The following is a 14,690-nucleotide window of genomic DNA, read 5'->3' as shown; positions in this document are numbered from 1 at the left end:
GAGCAGACCTTGAAATGAAGAAGCCCCCGATGAATCGGGGGCTTCTTTCCGACATTCATTACTTTGATCCCGTGGCAGAAATCAGAACGGAATATCGTCGTCATCAAAGTTATTGTTGTTGAACGCAGGACCGCTGTCCTGTGCGGGCGCGGGCTGCTGGCGCTGGGGTGCGTTGCCGCCACCGCCAAAATCGTCACCGCCACGGCGTGGCGCGCCGCCACCTTGCGAGCGCTGATAGTTACCGCCACCACCGCCTGTGCCGCCACCTTCACCGCCGCCACCGAGCATCTGCAGTTCGCTGGCGATGATGTCGGTGGAGTAGCGTTCGACGCCGTCCTTGCCGGTGTATTTGTCGGTGCGCAGCGAACCTTCGACGTAGACCTGGCGGCCTTTCTTCAGGTATTCGCCGGCGATTTCCGCCAGGCGGCCGAACAGCTTCACGCGATGCCATTCGGTGCGCTCCTGCTTCTGGCCGCTCTGTTTGTCGGTCCATTGCTCGGAGGTGGCGATACTCAGGCTGGCGATCGCGGTGCCGCCGCCGGTGTAACGGACTTCGGGATCGGCGCCGAGGTTGCCGACCAGGATGACTTTATTGATACCGCGTGGCATGAATGACCTCAAAAACTGAATCTGGACAAAGGCGTTCCGGATGGCGCCATGCTCCCATCTTGCCGCACCAGCGTCTCATAGGGCGGGAAAGCCGCCGGTCCCGGCTGTGCCGGGATGACTCTGGAGAATACGGCAGGTGTCAGGTGCTGATCCGGTTCCTGCAGAGCCTTCTAGCTCAGGCTCATGGCACCATGATACATGGCTGGCGTCTTCGTCCCAGCCATGCCTGTCAGCCGAGGCCCGGTGGCTCAGAATTTGGCTACAAACCGCAGCCCCAGCACGGTGGCGTCGTGGTTGGCGCTGGTACCGCCCGGGTGGCGGATGTACTGCACGTTGGGCATCAGCGCCAAGCCGTGCCAGAGCTGGAACTGGTAGTTCAGCTCGGTAACGTATTCGTAGCCCTGCACCGGCAGTGACCCCAGCCCGGTTGCATTGATCAACCGCTCGGCGTTCGCGACCTGGCTGCTGACCCGGTTGCGCCCGATGGCGAAGCCAAGACGGTCGTCCGGACGCGAGGAAAACGGTCCGTTGAACAGCAGACCAATGTCGATCATCTGATCGATCAGATCGGTATTGGGATCGGCCTGAACGATATTGCCGAACACGCTGAGGCCACCACCGGTACCGTTATGGGTGATCTCCTGCTGTCCCATGAAGTAACTGCCTGACACGCTGCTCTGCATCATGGGAGCATTGCCGCCAATGACGTCCTCGATGCCATCCACACTGAGGTACGCATCGTTGTACTGCGCGGTGTTGCGCCAGCCGCCGACGCGCCAGGTGCCGGCCAACGGCTGTCCATCCTGTCCGGCAGCCAGATTGGTATGCCAATCCACCTGGGCCAACATCAGCGTGCCGATGTTGGGACCGGATGTGGATAGCTTCAGCCCTTGCGAGGTGGAAGCGTTGTTCGGGTTGACCTCGAAGCCGCCAAACTTGATGGTCCAGGCCGCGGAAGGATTGATCGCGATGACGCCGCCGGTTTGCGCGAGCGGCCAGGCGTCTACACCCTTGGAAATCCAGCCTGGCAACGCGCCGCAGAAACCCAGGTTCTGGAAGTTGCAGGAAAACGGAAAGAAGTCGACGCCGATGTCCATGCGGCCGAACTTCAGATCGACCAGGCCATTCCATAACGACTGTTCCAGGTAGAAACGCGTCAGGCGCGTGACGCTGCCGCCGCCGTAGATTTCCTGGGACTCCAGCAAGGTGCCGAGCTTGGCCTTTTCGTCGATCTGGCTGCCATTGCGGTTGTTGATGTCGACGTGCAATGAGCCGCCGGTCCAGCCAAACAGCTTCTGGAAATCGAAGGCGGCATGCAGATGGATCTGGTCCGCGTAGGCATCGGTTTGGCGCACGCCGCCACTGGTGTTGTGCGCGTATTCGCCAAGGTAGTCGAACCCCAGATCAACGCCCTGATCGTAAAGGTTCTGACGTGCACCACCCCAATCGCCGGTGAGCGTGGTATTGGCATAGTCGGGGGCGCTATCGGCGGCGGCGTTCCCGCTGATCGCAGCGGTGCATCCGGCCATCACGATCGCGGCAATGATTTTCTGGCGCATGCTGATTCTCCTGGAACGTCGGTGCAACGACTTGAATGGCTGGCGATAGGCACAAGGGGGCCTTGCAGGCGTGCGGAGGCCCGCCCGTTGCGCTATCGGGTCAGCGTGAAAGCTAATCAGCGAGGAGTTCGTTCTACGTCAGTCATCCCGGCCTTCGCCGAGATGACACGAGAGGTAGCCCTGACTGCTCACCTACTCAATAAATTTCAGATTTTGAAAGCCATGGTTGCCTCCACGGCCTGCTTCCAGCCTGCATAAAGCGATTCGCGCTTTGCCTCTGGCATGGTTGGCTCGAAGCGATGATCGATCGCCCAATGGCGTGCAATATCTTCGCGGCTTGGCCAAAAACCCGTGGCAAGACCCGCCAGATACGCAGCGCCAAGCGCCGTGGTTTCAGCCACCTTGGGTCGCAACACAGGCACGTTGAGAATGTCGCTCTGAAACTGACCGAGGAATGCGTTCGCAATTGCACCGCCATCGGCACGTAGCTCTTTCAACTTCAAACCGGCATCGCTTTCCATCGCCGCCAGTACATCGCGTGTCTGATAGGCCATCGATTCAAGGGCCGCTCGGATGAAGTGCTCCTTGGTGGTGCCGCGCGTGAGACCAAACACTGCGCCACGCACATCGCTGCGCCAATAAGGCGCGCCCAAGCCGACAAAGGCCGGCACCATGTAGACACCTTCATTGGTCCCTGCGCGTTCGGCGTATTCCTGCGAATCACTGGACTTGCCGAGCATACGCAGACCATCGCGCAACCATTGGATCACCGAACCGGCGACGAAAATACTGCCTTCCAGCGCATACTCCACCTTGCCATCCAGGCCCCAAGCAATCGTGGTGAGCAACCCGTTGTGCGATGTCACCGCCTTGCTGCCGGTGTTCATCAGCATGAAGCAACCGGTGCCGTATGTGTTCTTCGCCATGCCCGGCTCATAGCAGGCCTGGCCGAACAGCGCGGCTTGCTGATCGCCCGCCACACCCGCAATCGGCACTTCCTGACCGAAGAAGTGCTGACCCAAGGTCTTACCGTAGATTTCACTGCAGGAACGCACCTCGGGCAGCATAGCTTTTGGTACGTCGAGCATCGCGAGCAAATCATCATCCCAGCGCTGCTCATGAATGTTGTACATCAGTGTGCGCGAGGCGTTGGTGTAATCGGTAACGTGCACCTTGCCGCCGGTCAGGTTCCAGATCAGCCAGGTGTCGATGGTGCCAAACAGCAGTTCGCCACGCTTGGCGCGTTCACGTGCGCCTTCGACATGATCGAGTATCCATTTGACCTTGGTGCCGGAGAAATAAGCGTCGATCAGCAAGCCGGTTTTTGCGCGCACCGTCTTGTCATGGCCGGCAGCAATCAGTTCATCGCAAATCTCGCGCGTCTGGCGTGATTGCCACACGATGGCGTTGTAGATCGGCTGGCCGGTGGCCTTATCCCATACGACGGTGGTTTCGCGCTGGTTGGTAATGCCGATGCCGGCAATCGACCGCGCATCCACCTGGGCGTTGTTCATCACCTCGGTAATGGTAGTGAGCACGCTGGTCATGATCTCGCGCGGGTTGTGCTCGACCCAGCCCGGCTGCGGGAAGATCTGCCCGAATTCGCGCTGCGCGATGCCGACAATGCTTCCTGCACGATCGAACAGGATCGCGCGTGAGCTTGTCGTGCCCTGGTCGATCGCCAGGATGTAGGACTTGTCCATGAAACGGCTCCTGTGAAAGTCAGTTGCGGGTCGGGCGCTTCGTGCGCGACCCGCCTTATCGATAAGTTCAGCGGGTGGATCGGCGACGACGCGCTACACAGCTTTCCCGCTTTGTGTTTGCAGCGCGCGCTGGCGCGCGGGCAAGAACGGGTAGATCAGCCATTGATACGCCGCACCGCCGATCACACCGCCAATCAGCGGACCAACGATGGGAATCCACCAGTAGTTGTCCGGTGCAGGCAATGCCGACGAACCCCAACCGGCAAAATAGGCGAACAGGCGCGGACCGAAATCGCGCGCGGGGTTGATGGCCCACGCTTCCAGATAGCCCATCGATGCGCCAATGGTAGCCACCAGAAAACCGATCATGAGCGCACCGGAATTGGCGCCCGGCGCCATTTCGTTGTACTGCTCGGTAATGGCGAAGATGCCGAACAGCAGGAAAGCAGTCAGCACGACCTGATCCATCAGCGCATGCATGGGCGTGATGGCCAATCCAGGATGAGTAAAGAACACACCCGCGGCGCCGCCCGCTTCACGCGTGAGCTGATGCACTTGGTTGTAATGATCGATGACCGGCGAAAACAGCAGGTAGACCACTGCTGCGCCAATAAACCCGCCAATCACTTGCGCGATGCTGTAGGGAATCACTTTTTTCCAAGGGAACCCTCGGAATAGTGCCAGCGCGAACGTCACCGCGGGATTGGCATGGGTACCAGAAACAGAACCCGTTACGTAGATGGCAATCGTCACGGCAAGACCCCAGGCGATACACACGCCCCAATAGGCGTTCACATAGGGGCTGGGGTCATACAGCACATACATGCAGGCCACCGAATCGCCGAAAGCGATGATGATGAACACGGCGACCGCTTCGGAAATCAGCTCGCCAATCCCTTGCCGATTCATGGTTGTACCTCCGGCATCTGCCACATGACTGGCGTTGCGACATATGCGCTGACTGCATGGTTCGACATAACTCTGCTCCCGCGGTGACGATGTCATGGGCCGATCAACTGGCCATCTGTTGTGTTGTTTACTGCGCTCCTGCTTTATGCAAAAGAATGGTTCGTTTCAGGTGAATGACGCACGGCGTGGTGGCGCATCGGCCAGATACGCAGTGAGGCGTGCCACCTCTTCCGGCTTGAAGCGCAAGCCGAGCTTGCTACGTCGCCAGAGGACGTCTTTCGCATCAACCACCCACTCGAGTGCGCGCAGGTAATCGACTTCGGCTTGATACAGATCGGCGCCGAAGCGTTCGCCCAGATCCTGCAGCGAACGCGCCTGGCCGAGAATGCGCATGGTCCGGCTACCATAGCTGTGCACCAGACGCCACGCCAGCATTTCGGGCAGCCATGGATGCGCCGATTGCAACTCGCGCTGCAACGTGTCGACATCCCTCCGCTCACCACCCGGCAGCGGATGACCTTTGGATGTCCACGCTTCCGACGCATTCGGAAACAAAGGTGCCAGCCGATCCATCGCTTCTTCCGCCAGCCTGCGATAGGTGGTCAGCTTGCCGCCGAACACATTGAGCAACGGCGCGCCCTGCTGATCCAGTTCCAACAGGTAATCGCGCGTAACCTCCGAGGCATTGCCTTCTTCGTCGTCGAGCAGCGGGCGCACGCCGCTGTAACTCCACACCACGTCAGAAGGTGCAATGTTGCGCTTGAAGTAACGGTTCACCGCGTCGCAGAGGTAACGCGTTTCGTCCTCGTCGATATGCGGCGCAGAGGGATCGCTGCGATAGTCCAGATCGGTCGTGCCGATCAAGGTGAAGTCGTGCTCGTAGGGAATCGCAAACACGATGCGGCGATCGGGCTGCTGGAAAATGTAGGCGTGCTGGTGCTCGAACAGGCGCGGCACCACGATATGACTGCCTTTCACCAAACGCAGCGAGTGATCGTGTCCGACCTTGGCCACCTGATCGAGAAATTGCACGGCCCACGGGCCTGTGGCATTGACCAGCGCCTTGGCGCGGATGGTGGAAACTTCACCATGGGCTGATTCGAGTTGCGCCGTCCAGCCATCCGCGTCGCGACTGGCGCTCAGACACTTGGTGTGCGTGAAAATCGTTGCGCCGCGCTCCATCGCGTCCATCGCATTGAGCACGACGAGGCGAGCGTCTTGCACCCAGGCATCGGAATAGACGAAGCCGGTGACGAATTCATCCCGCAGCGGCGGACCCGACTCATGGTGCTTCAAGGCCACGCGCCGCGAACCCGGCAAGGTACGACGGCCGCGGCCGAGGTTGTCGTAAAGGAACAGGCCCAGGCGGATCATCCACGCCGGACGCAGGTGCGATTGATGCGGCAGGACGAAGCGCAGCGGCCAGATGATGTGCGGCGCGGCGCGCAACAACACTTCACGCTCCGCCAGCGCCTTGCCCACCAGGGCGAACTCGTATTGCTCCAGGTAGCGCAGGCCGCCATGGATCAGCTTGGTGCTGGCGCTCGACGTGTGCGCGGCCAGATCGTCCCGCTCGCACAGGCAGACTGACAGCCCGCGCCCCGCCGCATCACGGGCAATGCCGACGCCATTGATGCCGCCGCCAACCACCAGCAGATCGAACTGCTCAGTCATCGGATGCCCCGTAATCCACCTTGGGAGACTTCATCGTTACGATCCTTCTCGGTTTAGCGAAAATTTTCGTTTTCGCTTAATGCAAAACCAGATCCGAACAATCGAACATAAAGCAACATAAATTGCTCAATATCGCTCGGAGACGTGAGCGTATTCGAACATTTTCGATGATTGCACGCTGCAGCGCAGCGAGGGGGTCAGTCGGCCGAGGCGACATGGACCTGGGTGCCGGCCTCTGCCAACACCGCCTCCATCTCCGCGGGCGGCGCGCGATCGGTAAACCAGGCATGGACCAGCGAAACCGGGCCCAATCGCACCAGGGCATTGCGTCCAAGCTTGCTGTGATCGGCAGCCAGAAAGACCTGGCGGGAGTGCTCGATGATGGTCTGCGCCACGCGCACTTCATGCAGATCAAAATCGAGCAAGGTGCCGTCGGGATCGATGCCGGAAATGCCGATCACCCCGAAATCGACCTTGAACTGGCGGATCAGCTCGATCGTCGGCTGACCGGTGACGCCATGATCGCGTCCGCGCACCACCCCGCCAGCCACGATCACTTCGAAGCTCGGGTTCTCACTGAGCATGATCGCCACATTGAGGTTGTTGGTGATCACCCGCAGGCCCTTGTGGTTCATCAGGGCACGTGCCACGTCCTCGTTGGTGGTGCCGAGGTTGATGAAGAGCGAGGCGTCGTCGGGAATGTGGGTGGCCAACAGGTTGGCGATGCGGATCTTTTCCTCCTGCCACAAGCTCTGACGCTTGGCGTAGGTGAGGTTCTCCACGCTGGACGGCATGCTGACACCCCCGTGATAGCGGCGCAGCAGGCCGGCATCGCACAGTGCCGCCAGGTCGCGGCGGATCGTCTGCTGGGTGACATCGAAGTGTCCGGCCAGATCCTCTACCGTGGCAAAGCCCTCCTCGCGCACACGCGCCACGAGCTGTTCCTGCCTGCGGTTGAGTACCAGATCGCTCATTGTTGCTTCCGTCGGGACACCTGGCGACATGGTAGCGTGAGCGCGGACAGGCCCGATGGCGCAACGTCCCATTTAGCGCAGCAGGTACCGCCCGGCCCCTCCCCCACGCCTGAATCGGTTGAAATTCGGGTGGAATCCACACGGGATGCGGCCTCCGCCTCTATAATCAGGGATCTATGTCCAGTTCCAGCCGCATGAACTCTTCTGTTCTCCAGACCATCGATCCCGTACGCGACTATGCCGGCGTACGCGCGCTAGCCGAAGGCGATATGCAGCGCATCGATGCCCTGATCCGCCAACGGCTGGCCTCGGACGTGGTGCTGATCAACCAGATTGCCGACCACATCATCGCCGGTGGCGGCAAGCGCCTGCGCCCCATGCTGCACGCCCTGGCCGCCCGCACCTCCGGTTATGCCGGCGACAAGCACCTCAAGCTGGCGGCGGTGATCGAGTTCATTCACACCTCCACCCTGCTGCATGACGACGTGGTGGACGAATCAGATCTGCGCCGCGGTCGCAAGACTGCCAATGCGCTATGGGGCAACGCCGCCAGCGTGTTGGTCGGCGATTTTCTCTATTCCCGTTCGTTCCAGCTGATGGTGGAACTGGACGACATGCGCATCATGCGCATCCTTGCCGATACCACGAACACCATCGCCGAAGGCGAAGTGCTACAGTTGCTCAACATCGGTAACGCTGACGTCAACGAGGCGGCCTATCTGGCCGTGATCGAACGCAAGACGGCCGTATTGTTCGCCGCCGCCACTGAATTGGGCGGCATCCTCGGCGGACTGCCGGAAGCACAGATCACGGCGCTGCGCCGCTATGGCATGCAGCTCGGCTACGCCTTCCAGATTGCCGACGACCTGCTCGACTATGTCAGCGATGCCGGCACCCTTGGCAAGAACATCGGCGACGACCTCGCTGAAGGCAAACCCACGCTGCCGCTGATCTACGCCATGCAACGCGTCGGCGCGGAACAGGCGCGCGAAATGCGCCACGCCATTGAACACGGCGGGCTCGACTCGCTTGATCACATCCTGGCCGCCATTCGTGAATCGGGTGCCATCGAAAGTACACGTGAATGCGCACTGCGGCATGCTTATGCTGCGCGCGACGCTCTAACCGGTTTGCCGGCATCCTCGTATCGCGACGCGTTGGCCACGCTGGCGGATTATTCGGTGCAGCGTACGTTCTGACGACGAAGCATTACGCGGCGGAGCGCATCCTTTAAAAAGACCCATGCACTTGCATGGGTCTTTTTTTATGCCTACTTGCTCTCTGATGGATCCCGCGGAATGTTCAGTCGATACTCGATTCGCCGCAGAATGCCGGACTTGGCTGAAACCAGCAGATATTCGTTCTCTACGCCATGCACCCACTCGTAGCCATCGAGGGGTTTGTCCAGATGGTAGTGATGATAGTTCTGGATGACATTGTTATCGGCAAGGTACTGAGATGGAACAGGTTGACCGGTGCGGTACATGAGCTCTCCCCCATGACTCGCCGTTTCTGGAAACGGCCCCGCCCATGCACCCGATGAAACCAAAACCAGCAGTAAACACCAAAGCATCGCCTTGGAATACGTGTTCATGACATGTGTCTCCCTCTGTCTGTCCAATCTGACAAGACCACACAACGCCGGCAAAATAGGCACCACAAACAGCGTTTTATAAGACTGGCCTGGAGCTTTCCCCATGTCTCTCACAGGCCATTAGCGCAAACCCCTTGCATCAAGGCTGACCGGCAAACGCCGCGCGCAGCCAATCATGCATCAAACGATAGCTGCGTGCTGCCGCAACGGCGTCATATTTGCATCCGGGCGAATTTTCACCTACTTCCGTAAAGCAATGGACGGCGTGGCCGATCACCACGAATTGCCATTCACTCGGACTGTCACGCATCTCATCCAGGAATTTATCCGCGTCCGGCATGGTGCCCTTGTCATCGGCACCGTTCATGGCCAGCACGCGCGCCTTGATGTTCTTCGCCAGCGACGGATTATCCGTGGTCAGGCCGCCATGGAATGACACCACAGCTGCCACATCGGCACCGCTGCGCGCCAGATCGAGCACGGCTGTACCGCCAAAACAGAAACCGATCGCTGCCAGCTTGGTCAGATCAATCGGCGCCGTGCCGGCTTGCGCTTTCAGTTGCGCCAGGGCTTCGTCGATACGTTTGCGCATAAGCGCGCGATCTGTATAAAGCGGCGCAGTGGCCGCCTTGGCCTGGTCGGCGTTTTCCAACTGCGGGCGCACGTTTTCACCGTACATATCGGTGAGGAGGATCACGTAATCCTTACCGGCAATCATGTCCGCCTTCTGTACCGCCGCATCATTCACACCGTACCAGTTTGGCACCATCACCAGACCCGGACGTTTCGCGCTGGTGGCATCGTCGTAAACCAGAACGCTTTTGAAATGCGTACCGTCCAAGGTCCATTCGACGGTGCGGTGAACCATCTTTGCCTGTGCGGCAAAGCTGCAAACAGCGAGCAAAGCAAGACAACCCAATCGAACAAAGCGCATGGCGTAATTCCTCAGGTTTGAAGGATGGATGGAGCGCCTCGCCGCTACGCCGTCAGTGGCCCGCAGCGTGCGCGGCAATCCGTCGTTTCAAAGGTGTCAGACGATCAAGCAGCCGCACGCCGAATCCGCGCGCCGTCACCAGCGGCATGGATTGCCATGCGTAGATTCGTGCCAGCGCGTCGAAGCCGTACGCATCCAGCGTATCCGCGCTGCGACGGCGGCGTGCGTAGCGGCGCAAGATATGTGCACCGGCGATATCGCGCCCTTCATCACGCGCAGCAACCAGCGTGTCGCGCAGTTCGGCCACATCGCGCAAGCCCAGATTCACACCCTGCCCGGCCAGCGGATGTACGGCATGCGCGGCATCACCAAGCAGAACGAAGCGATCGGCTTGATAGGTGTCTGCCAGTTGCAGCTTCAGTGGAAACGCGGCGCGTGGCGTACTTGCAATGATGCGGCCGAGCCGAAAGTCGCTGGCAAGCCCCAGCTCGGCGAGAAATGCTGCTTCATCGAGCCCCTGCACCCGCCTTGCTTCGGCTTCCGGCAACGACCACACCACCGAACTGCGGCCGTCCGCCAAGGGAAGTAACGCCAACGGTCCGGTGGGTAGAAAACGCTGCCAGGCGGTGCCTTCATGCGCCCGTTCGGTCGTGACATGCGCAACGATCGCGCGCTGTCCGTAATCATGCCCATGCGTGGCGATTCCAGCGCGCTGGCGGAGCGGTGAACCCGCACCATCGGCGGCGACCAGCAGGCGCACGGAGAGACTTTCCTGATCAGCAAGGTCCAGCACGATGCGATCCGAACGAACCTCGAAATCCTTCACCGTGGCAGGACACAGGCGTTGCACGCCAGCCGGCTCCAGTGCCTGCCAGAGCGCCCACTGCACCAGATTGTTTTCGACGATATAGCCGAGCAGATCGCGGCCTTCGTCTGCCGCATCAAAATCGATCGCCGCTCCGCTTTCCGCATCCCACACATGCATGTGCGTATAGGGGCAGGCGCGAGCTTTTCGTATGGACGTCCAGACGCCCAAGCCGTCCAACAACTCGATGGACGAGGGAGCCAGACCAACGACGCGTAAATCCACGTCATCCTGCGCCTGCCACTCCAGCGGAGCGCGCGCCTCCAGCAAGGCCGTGCTAAAGCCGGCGCGACTGAGTGCCAGTGCAGCGGCCGCACCCACCATGCCGCCGCCCACGACGGCGATATCTATAGCGGGTCCGCGACGCTGGATAGCCGGGACAGTTCTCATGGCAAACGCTCCAACACGGCACGCGGCGGTTCGCCGCGAAAACCCATGCCGCGTCGTGCCAGCACGTGTTGCAAAGGCGGTACGCGATCGTACGCAAGCAGAGCCAGCGAACGGAACGGCGCCAGCCACGGCTGCGGCATGCAGGCAAAACGCACCAGATCATGGCTCATCGCCATGGTGCCTTCGCGATCGGGCGCACGTCGCGCAACATAGCGCTCCACCAGCGCCGGTGTACCCGGATCGGCAGCACCTGCAATCAATTCGGCAAGGGTCAGCGCGTCGCGCAAACCAAGATTGAAACCTTGTGCACCGATCGGATGTACCGTCTGCGCGGCATTGCCGACAAGCACGGCGCGCGTACCCATCAGTTGCTGCGCGGCCACGCGTCGAATTGTATAAGGGTGCCGTTTGCCGGGCCGATGAAGCCGCCCGAGACGCCAGCCAAAGCGCCGCTGAGCCAGCGCGATGAAACCGGCATCATCCAGGCCAATCACCTCTTCTGCCATCTCCGACGGCACGGTCAACACTAATCCGCAACGGCGCTCGGCCAGCGGCAGCATCGCAATCGGCCCTTCGTCGGAGAAACGCTCCCAGGCGCGGTTGGCCGGATCACGCTCCGGCGTCACCGTGCTGACAAACAGGGTCTGATGATAATCGTGCGTATCCACGCCGATGCCGAGTTGCGCACGCACGAAAGATTCGGTGCCATCGGCGCCCACCAGCAGTGCGGCATCCATGAACTGCTCACCCTGCGGTGTCTTGATTCGTGCGCGCCAGCCATCCGAATATTTTTCCAGCCCGACAAGGCTGGCAGGTGCCAGGCGCACCAGCCGCGTGCAGGCATCCAGCCCACGTAACAGACCTGCACCAAGTTCGCGTGCTGGCAAAGTCCAGCCGAGCGCATCCACCCCATGGCGCGCCGCATCCAGTCTGGCGGTACCAAACTCACCGGCGCGGCTCACATGAATATGACGGATTGGCGTGGCTTGTGCGGCAACCTGCGGCCAGACACCAATAGCTGTCAATCCATTGACCGTCGCCCGCGCCAGGGCGAGGTTCCGTTCGTCATAACTGGGCTGGGCATCTACGCGCGGCGCAGCGGCTTCGACCAATGTCACCGGGCAACCGGCAGCATCCAGCGCAATGGCCAGGCTGGCGCCGACCAAGCCGCCACCAACAATCAAAACATTGCCGTTGGGGTTAAAGGGATCTGAGGGATTCATGCGCGAGATCATACGCGCTGGAACGCCATTCTTCGCATGTCGAGGATGCGCTGAGCTAAACTTGAGGTCTTACCTTCGGTTGCCGGTTTCCAGGGAGTTTCTTATGGCTATGACACAGACCCAGCGCTACGGCGTTTTTGCCGCGCTAGCCCTGGTGATGGCGGCGACCCGCATCCACCTGTCGCTGTTCCATCACGACATCTGGGATGCGTCATGGGGCATTTTTTTCCTGGCCGGCTTCTGGCTGCGTGGCTCTGCCCGCTGGGCGTTCCCGCTGCTGATGGCCGAGGCAGTGCTGATTGATTACATCGTGATCACCAATATGGGCATCAGCTTCTGGAGCCATTACTGCGTATCGGCTGGCTACTGGTTCCTGATTCCCGCCTACGGTTCGCTATGGATGGGTGGCAGCTGGCTGGCGAAGCGCCAGCGCGGCCTTACGCTTTCCACGCTGGGCATGGCGGTCGCCGTTCTGTTGGTGAGCGAGGCGGCGTGTTACGTGATTTCCAACGGCAGCTTCTACTGGCTGAGCAGCCATGTGCCCACACCAAAGAGCTTTACCGCGTGGTTCGCGAACCTGGGCGATTGGTACCTGCCATTCCTGCAAACCACCGCGCTGTATGCAGGCCTCGGGGCCGTGCTGCATGTGCTGACGGTGCAAATGGCGCGTACGTCCGAGCATCACGGCCAGATGCAGAACTGATCGTGGGTAACCGGCTCTCAAAGATCTACACCCGCACCGGCGACGATGGCACGACTGGCCTCGGTGACGGTTCGCGAGTACCCAAAGATTCGCTGCGTGTGGATGCCTACGGCACGGTCGACGAGCTCAACAGCACGATCGGCATGGTGCTCGCGTGCGAAGGTGTCGATGATGCCGTGCGTGAAACGCTGACCCAGGTGCAGCACGAGCTGTTCGACCTGGGTGGCGAGCTGTGCATCCCCGGCATGGCGATGATCGAGGATGCCGACATTACCCGGCTGGAAACATCGCTTGATGGCTTCAACGATCCCCTGCCGCCGCTGAAGGATTTCATCCTGCCGGGCGGCGGCATGGCGGCGTCTTGCTGCCATCTGGCGCGCACCGTCTGCCGCCGGGCTGAGCGGCAAGTGATCGCGCTGGGGCGCGTAGAAGAGATACGGCCACAGGCGCAGCGCTACCTCAATCGCCTGTCCGACCTGCTGTTTGTGCTGGGGCGCGTCCTGGCCCGCGCTGGCGGTCACGGCGAAGTACTCTGGCAACACGAGCGCCGCCGCAAACCCAAAGCGTAGATATGCTGCAGCTCTACACCCATTCTGTGTGCCTGCAGCATGATCCCGGACCAGGCCATGCCGAATCACCCGCGCGCTTGCGTGCCGTGCTGCAAGCCTTGGATCAGGATCGCTTTGCGATTGTCGATCGCATCGAGGCACCGAGGGCGACGCGCGAACAACTTCTGCGTGTACACACGGCCGCGCACGTCGATCGCATCCTTGCTATAGCGCCCGATTCGGGAACGGTCCGCCTGGACGAAGACACCTTGATGTCTACCGCATCGGCCGAAGCGGGGTTGCGTGCGGCCGGAGCCGTCATCGCCGCCGTCGATGCCGTCATGCAGGGCACCGTCTCACACGCTTTCTGTGCGGTGCGCCCGCCGGGCCATCACGCAACACCCGATACGGCGATGGGCTTCTGCCTGTTCAACAACATCGCCATCGGCGCAGCGCATGCCTTGGCAGCCCACGGCCTGAAGCGGGTGGCCATTGCTGATTTCGATGTGCATCACGGCAATGGCACACAGGACATTTTCCAGCGCGAGCCACGCGTGCTGTTCATTTCAAGCCACCAGTCGCCGCTCTACCCGGGAACCGGGCAGGAAGACGAGCGTGGCGTGGGCAATATCGTCAACGCACCGCTTTCTCCAGGCGATGGTTCTTACGAATTCCGCGAATGGTGGGATGGCGCGCTACTGCCGCGATTACATGCGTTCAAGCCGCAATTGGTACTCGTTTCGGCAGGCTTCGATGCACATCGCAATGACCCGTTGGCCGATATCCGCCTGCAAACCGAGGACTACGCCTGGATCACCGAGCGGCTTGCCGATCTGGCCCGTGCACATGCCGGCAACAGGCTGGTATCCACGCTGGAAGGGGGGTATGAACTGAACGCACTGGCCGCAAGCGTCAGTGCGCATGTCGGCGCGCTTTTAGAGTCATGATGGTTGGGTCTACCACGCGCGTGTGAAGCCTCTCCCCTTCGGGAAGGGAAAGCAAAAA

14 protein-coding genes are annotated in these 14,690 nt (G+C 60.7%); 4 read left to right on the top strand and 10 right to left on the bottom strand.

Going from position 1 to position 14,690, the window contains the following annotated elements; genetic code table 11:
• Nucleotides 1-81 precede the first annotated feature (81 nt).
• From ssb to ISN74_RS02525, 6 genes are all read right to left on the bottom strand, one after another.
• Nucleotides 82-609: a single-stranded DNA-binding protein gene (gene ssb / locus ISN74_RS02550; protein WP_188797112.1), complete on the bottom strand. Its 528-nt coding sequence runs from the start codon at nucleotides 607-609 to the stop codon at nucleotides 82-84.
• A gap of 248 nt (nucleotides 610-857) precedes the next feature.
• Nucleotides 858-2,168: a carbohydrate porin gene (locus ISN74_RS02545; RefSeq protein WP_188797110.1), complete on the bottom strand. Its 1,311-nt coding sequence runs from the start codon at nucleotides 2,166-2,168 to the stop codon at nucleotides 858-860.
• 206 nt (nucleotides 2,169-2,374) lie between these two features.
• On the bottom strand, nucleotides 2,375-3,871 hold the full coding sequence (glpK, locus tag ISN74_RS02540) for a glycerol kinase GlpK (protein WP_188797108.1): 1,497 nt from the start codon (nucleotides 3,869-3,871) through the stop codon (nucleotides 2,375-2,377).
• Nucleotides 3,872-3,964: 93 nt separating this feature from the next.
• A complete protein-coding gene (locus ISN74_RS02535; protein ID WP_188797105.1) occupies nucleotides 3,965-4,780 on the bottom strand; it encodes an MIP/aquaporin family protein in 816 nt (271 codons plus the stop codon).
• 165 nt (nucleotides 4,781-4,945) lie between these two features.
• Nucleotides 4,946-6,454 carry a glycerol-3-phosphate dehydrogenase gene (gene glpD / locus ISN74_RS02530; RefSeq protein ID WP_188797104.1) on the bottom strand — a complete coding sequence of 503 codons (1,509 nt, stop codon included), beginning with the start codon at nucleotides 6,452-6,454 and terminating at the stop codon, nucleotides 4,946-4,948.
• A gap of 197 nt (nucleotides 6,455-6,651) precedes the next feature.
• Entirely contained in the window at nucleotides 6,652-7,428 is a 777-nt protein-coding gene (locus tag ISN74_RS02525; RefSeq protein ID WP_425488826.1) for a DeoR/GlpR family DNA-binding transcription regulator, read from the bottom strand.
• A gap of 194 nt (nucleotides 7,429-7,622) precedes the next feature.
• Here ISN74_RS02525 and ISN74_RS02520 point away from each other — a divergent pair, with 194 nt between their 5' ends.
• On the top strand, nucleotides 7,623-8,627 hold the full coding sequence (locus ISN74_RS02520; protein ID WP_188799464.1) for a polyprenyl synthetase family protein: 1,005 nt from the start codon (nucleotides 7,623-7,625) through the stop codon (nucleotides 8,625-8,627).
• 71 nt (nucleotides 8,628-8,698) lie between these two features.
• Here the strand turns inward: ISN74_RS02520 and ISN74_RS02515 are convergent, their stop codons facing one another.
• The 4 genes from ISN74_RS02515 to ubiH form a co-directional block, all read right to left on the bottom strand.
• Nucleotides 8,699-9,022 (bottom strand): RcnB family protein, encoded by a 324-nt coding sequence (locus ISN74_RS02515; RefSeq protein WP_188797100.1) that lies wholly within the window; start codon nucleotides 9,020-9,022, stop codon nucleotides 8,699-8,701.
• 139 nt (nucleotides 9,023-9,161) lie between these two features.
• A complete protein-coding gene (locus ISN74_RS02510; RefSeq protein WP_188797098.1) occupies nucleotides 9,162-9,956 on the bottom strand; it encodes a dienelactone hydrolase family protein in 795 nt (264 codons plus the stop codon).
• 52 nt (nucleotides 9,957-10,008) lie between these two features.
• Nucleotides 10,009-11,211 (bottom strand): UbiH/UbiF/VisC/COQ6 family ubiquinone biosynthesis hydroxylase, encoded by a 1,203-nt coding sequence (locus tag ISN74_RS02505; RefSeq protein ID WP_188797096.1) that lies wholly within the window; start codon nucleotides 11,209-11,211, stop codon nucleotides 10,009-10,011.
• Entirely contained in the window at nucleotides 11,208-12,434 is a 1,227-nt protein-coding gene (gene ubiH, locus ISN74_RS02500) for a 2-octaprenyl-6-methoxyphenyl hydroxylase (protein ID WP_188797095.1), read from the bottom strand. The genes ISN74_RS02505 and ubiH overlap by 4 nt, the downstream gene beginning before the upstream one ends.
• A gap of 103 nt (nucleotides 12,435-12,537) precedes the next feature.
• On the opposite strand from ubiH, the gene ISN74_RS02495 reads away from it, so the two are divergent.
• The 3 genes from ISN74_RS02495 to ISN74_RS02485 are packed head-to-tail and all read left to right on the top strand — an operon-like array spanning nucleotide 12,538 to nucleotide 14,632.
• Entirely contained in the window at nucleotides 12,538-13,137 is a 600-nt protein-coding gene (locus tag ISN74_RS02495) for a hypothetical protein (protein WP_188797093.1), read from the top strand.
• Nucleotides 13,138-13,139: 2 nt separating this feature from the next.
• Nucleotides 13,140-13,706 carry a cob(I)yrinic acid a,c-diamide adenosyltransferase gene (locus tag ISN74_RS02490; RefSeq protein ID WP_188797091.1) on the top strand — a complete coding sequence of 189 codons (567 nt, stop codon included), beginning with the start codon at nucleotides 13,140-13,142 and terminating at the stop codon, nucleotides 13,704-13,706.
• 2 nt (nucleotides 13,707-13,708) lie between these two features.
• On the top strand, nucleotides 13,709-14,632 hold the full coding sequence (locus tag ISN74_RS02485; protein WP_188797089.1) for a histone deacetylase family protein: 924 nt from the start codon (nucleotides 13,709-13,711) through the stop codon (nucleotides 14,630-14,632).
• Nucleotides 14,633-14,690 lie beyond the last annotated feature (58 nt).

Origin of the sequence: Dyella caseinilytica (assembly GCF_016865235.1) — a bacterium.
GTDB lineage: Bacteria > Pseudomonadota > Gammaproteobacteria > Xanthomonadales > Rhodanobacteraceae > Dyella_B > Dyella_B caseinilytica.
The sequence above is the reverse complement of the archived record's forward strand: the minus strand, read 5'-3'. Positions and strand labels throughout refer to the sequence as shown.

Excerpts from the sequence above, each read along its gene's own strand:
- ssb (WP_188797112.1), bottom strand. The coding sequence starts at position 609 with ATGCCACGCGGTATCAATAAAGTCATCCTGGTCGGCAACCTCGGCGCC.
- ISN74_RS02545 (WP_188797110.1), bottom strand. The coding sequence starts at position 2,168 with ATGCGCCAGAAAATCATTGCCGCGATCGTGATGGCCGGATGCACCGCT.
- glpK (WP_188797108.1), bottom strand. The coding sequence starts at position 3,871 with ATGGACAAGTCCTACATCCTGGCGATCGACCAGGGCACGACAAGCTCA.
- ISN74_RS02535 (WP_188797105.1), bottom strand. The coding sequence starts at position 4,780 with ATGAATCGGCAAGGGATTGGCGAGCTGATTTCCGAAGCGGTCGCCGTG.
- glpD (WP_188797104.1), bottom strand. The coding sequence starts at position 6,454 with ATGACTGAGCAGTTCGATCTGCTGGTGGTTGGCGGCGGCATCAATGGC.
- ISN74_RS02525 (WP_425488826.1), bottom strand. The coding sequence starts at position 7,428 with ATGAGCGATCTGGTACTCAACCGCAGGCAGGAACAGCTCGTGGCGCGT.
- ISN74_RS02520 (WP_188799464.1), top strand. The coding sequence starts at position 7,623 with ATGAACTCTTCTGTTCTCCAGACCATCGATCCCGTACGCGACTATGCC.
- ISN74_RS02515 (WP_188797100.1), bottom strand. The coding sequence starts at position 9,022 with ATGAACACGTATTCCAAGGCGATGCTTTGGTGTTTACTGCTGGTTTTG.
- ISN74_RS02510 (WP_188797098.1), bottom strand. The coding sequence starts at position 9,956 with ATGCGCTTTGTTCGATTGGGTTGTCTTGCTTTGCTCGCTGTTTGCAGC.
- ISN74_RS02505 (WP_188797096.1), bottom strand. The coding sequence starts at position 11,211 with ATGAGAACTGTCCCGGCTATCCAGCGTCGCGGACCCGCTATAGATATC.
- ubiH (WP_188797095.1), bottom strand. The coding sequence starts at position 12,434 with ATGAATCCCTCAGATCCCTTTAACCCCAACGGCAATGTTTTGATTGTT.
- ISN74_RS02495 (WP_188797093.1), top strand. The coding sequence starts at position 12,538 with ATGGCTATGACACAGACCCAGCGCTACGGCGTTTTTGCCGCGCTAGCC.
- ISN74_RS02485 (WP_188797089.1), top strand. The coding sequence starts at position 13,709 with ATGCTGCAGCTCTACACCCATTCTGTGTGCCTGCAGCATGATCCCGGA.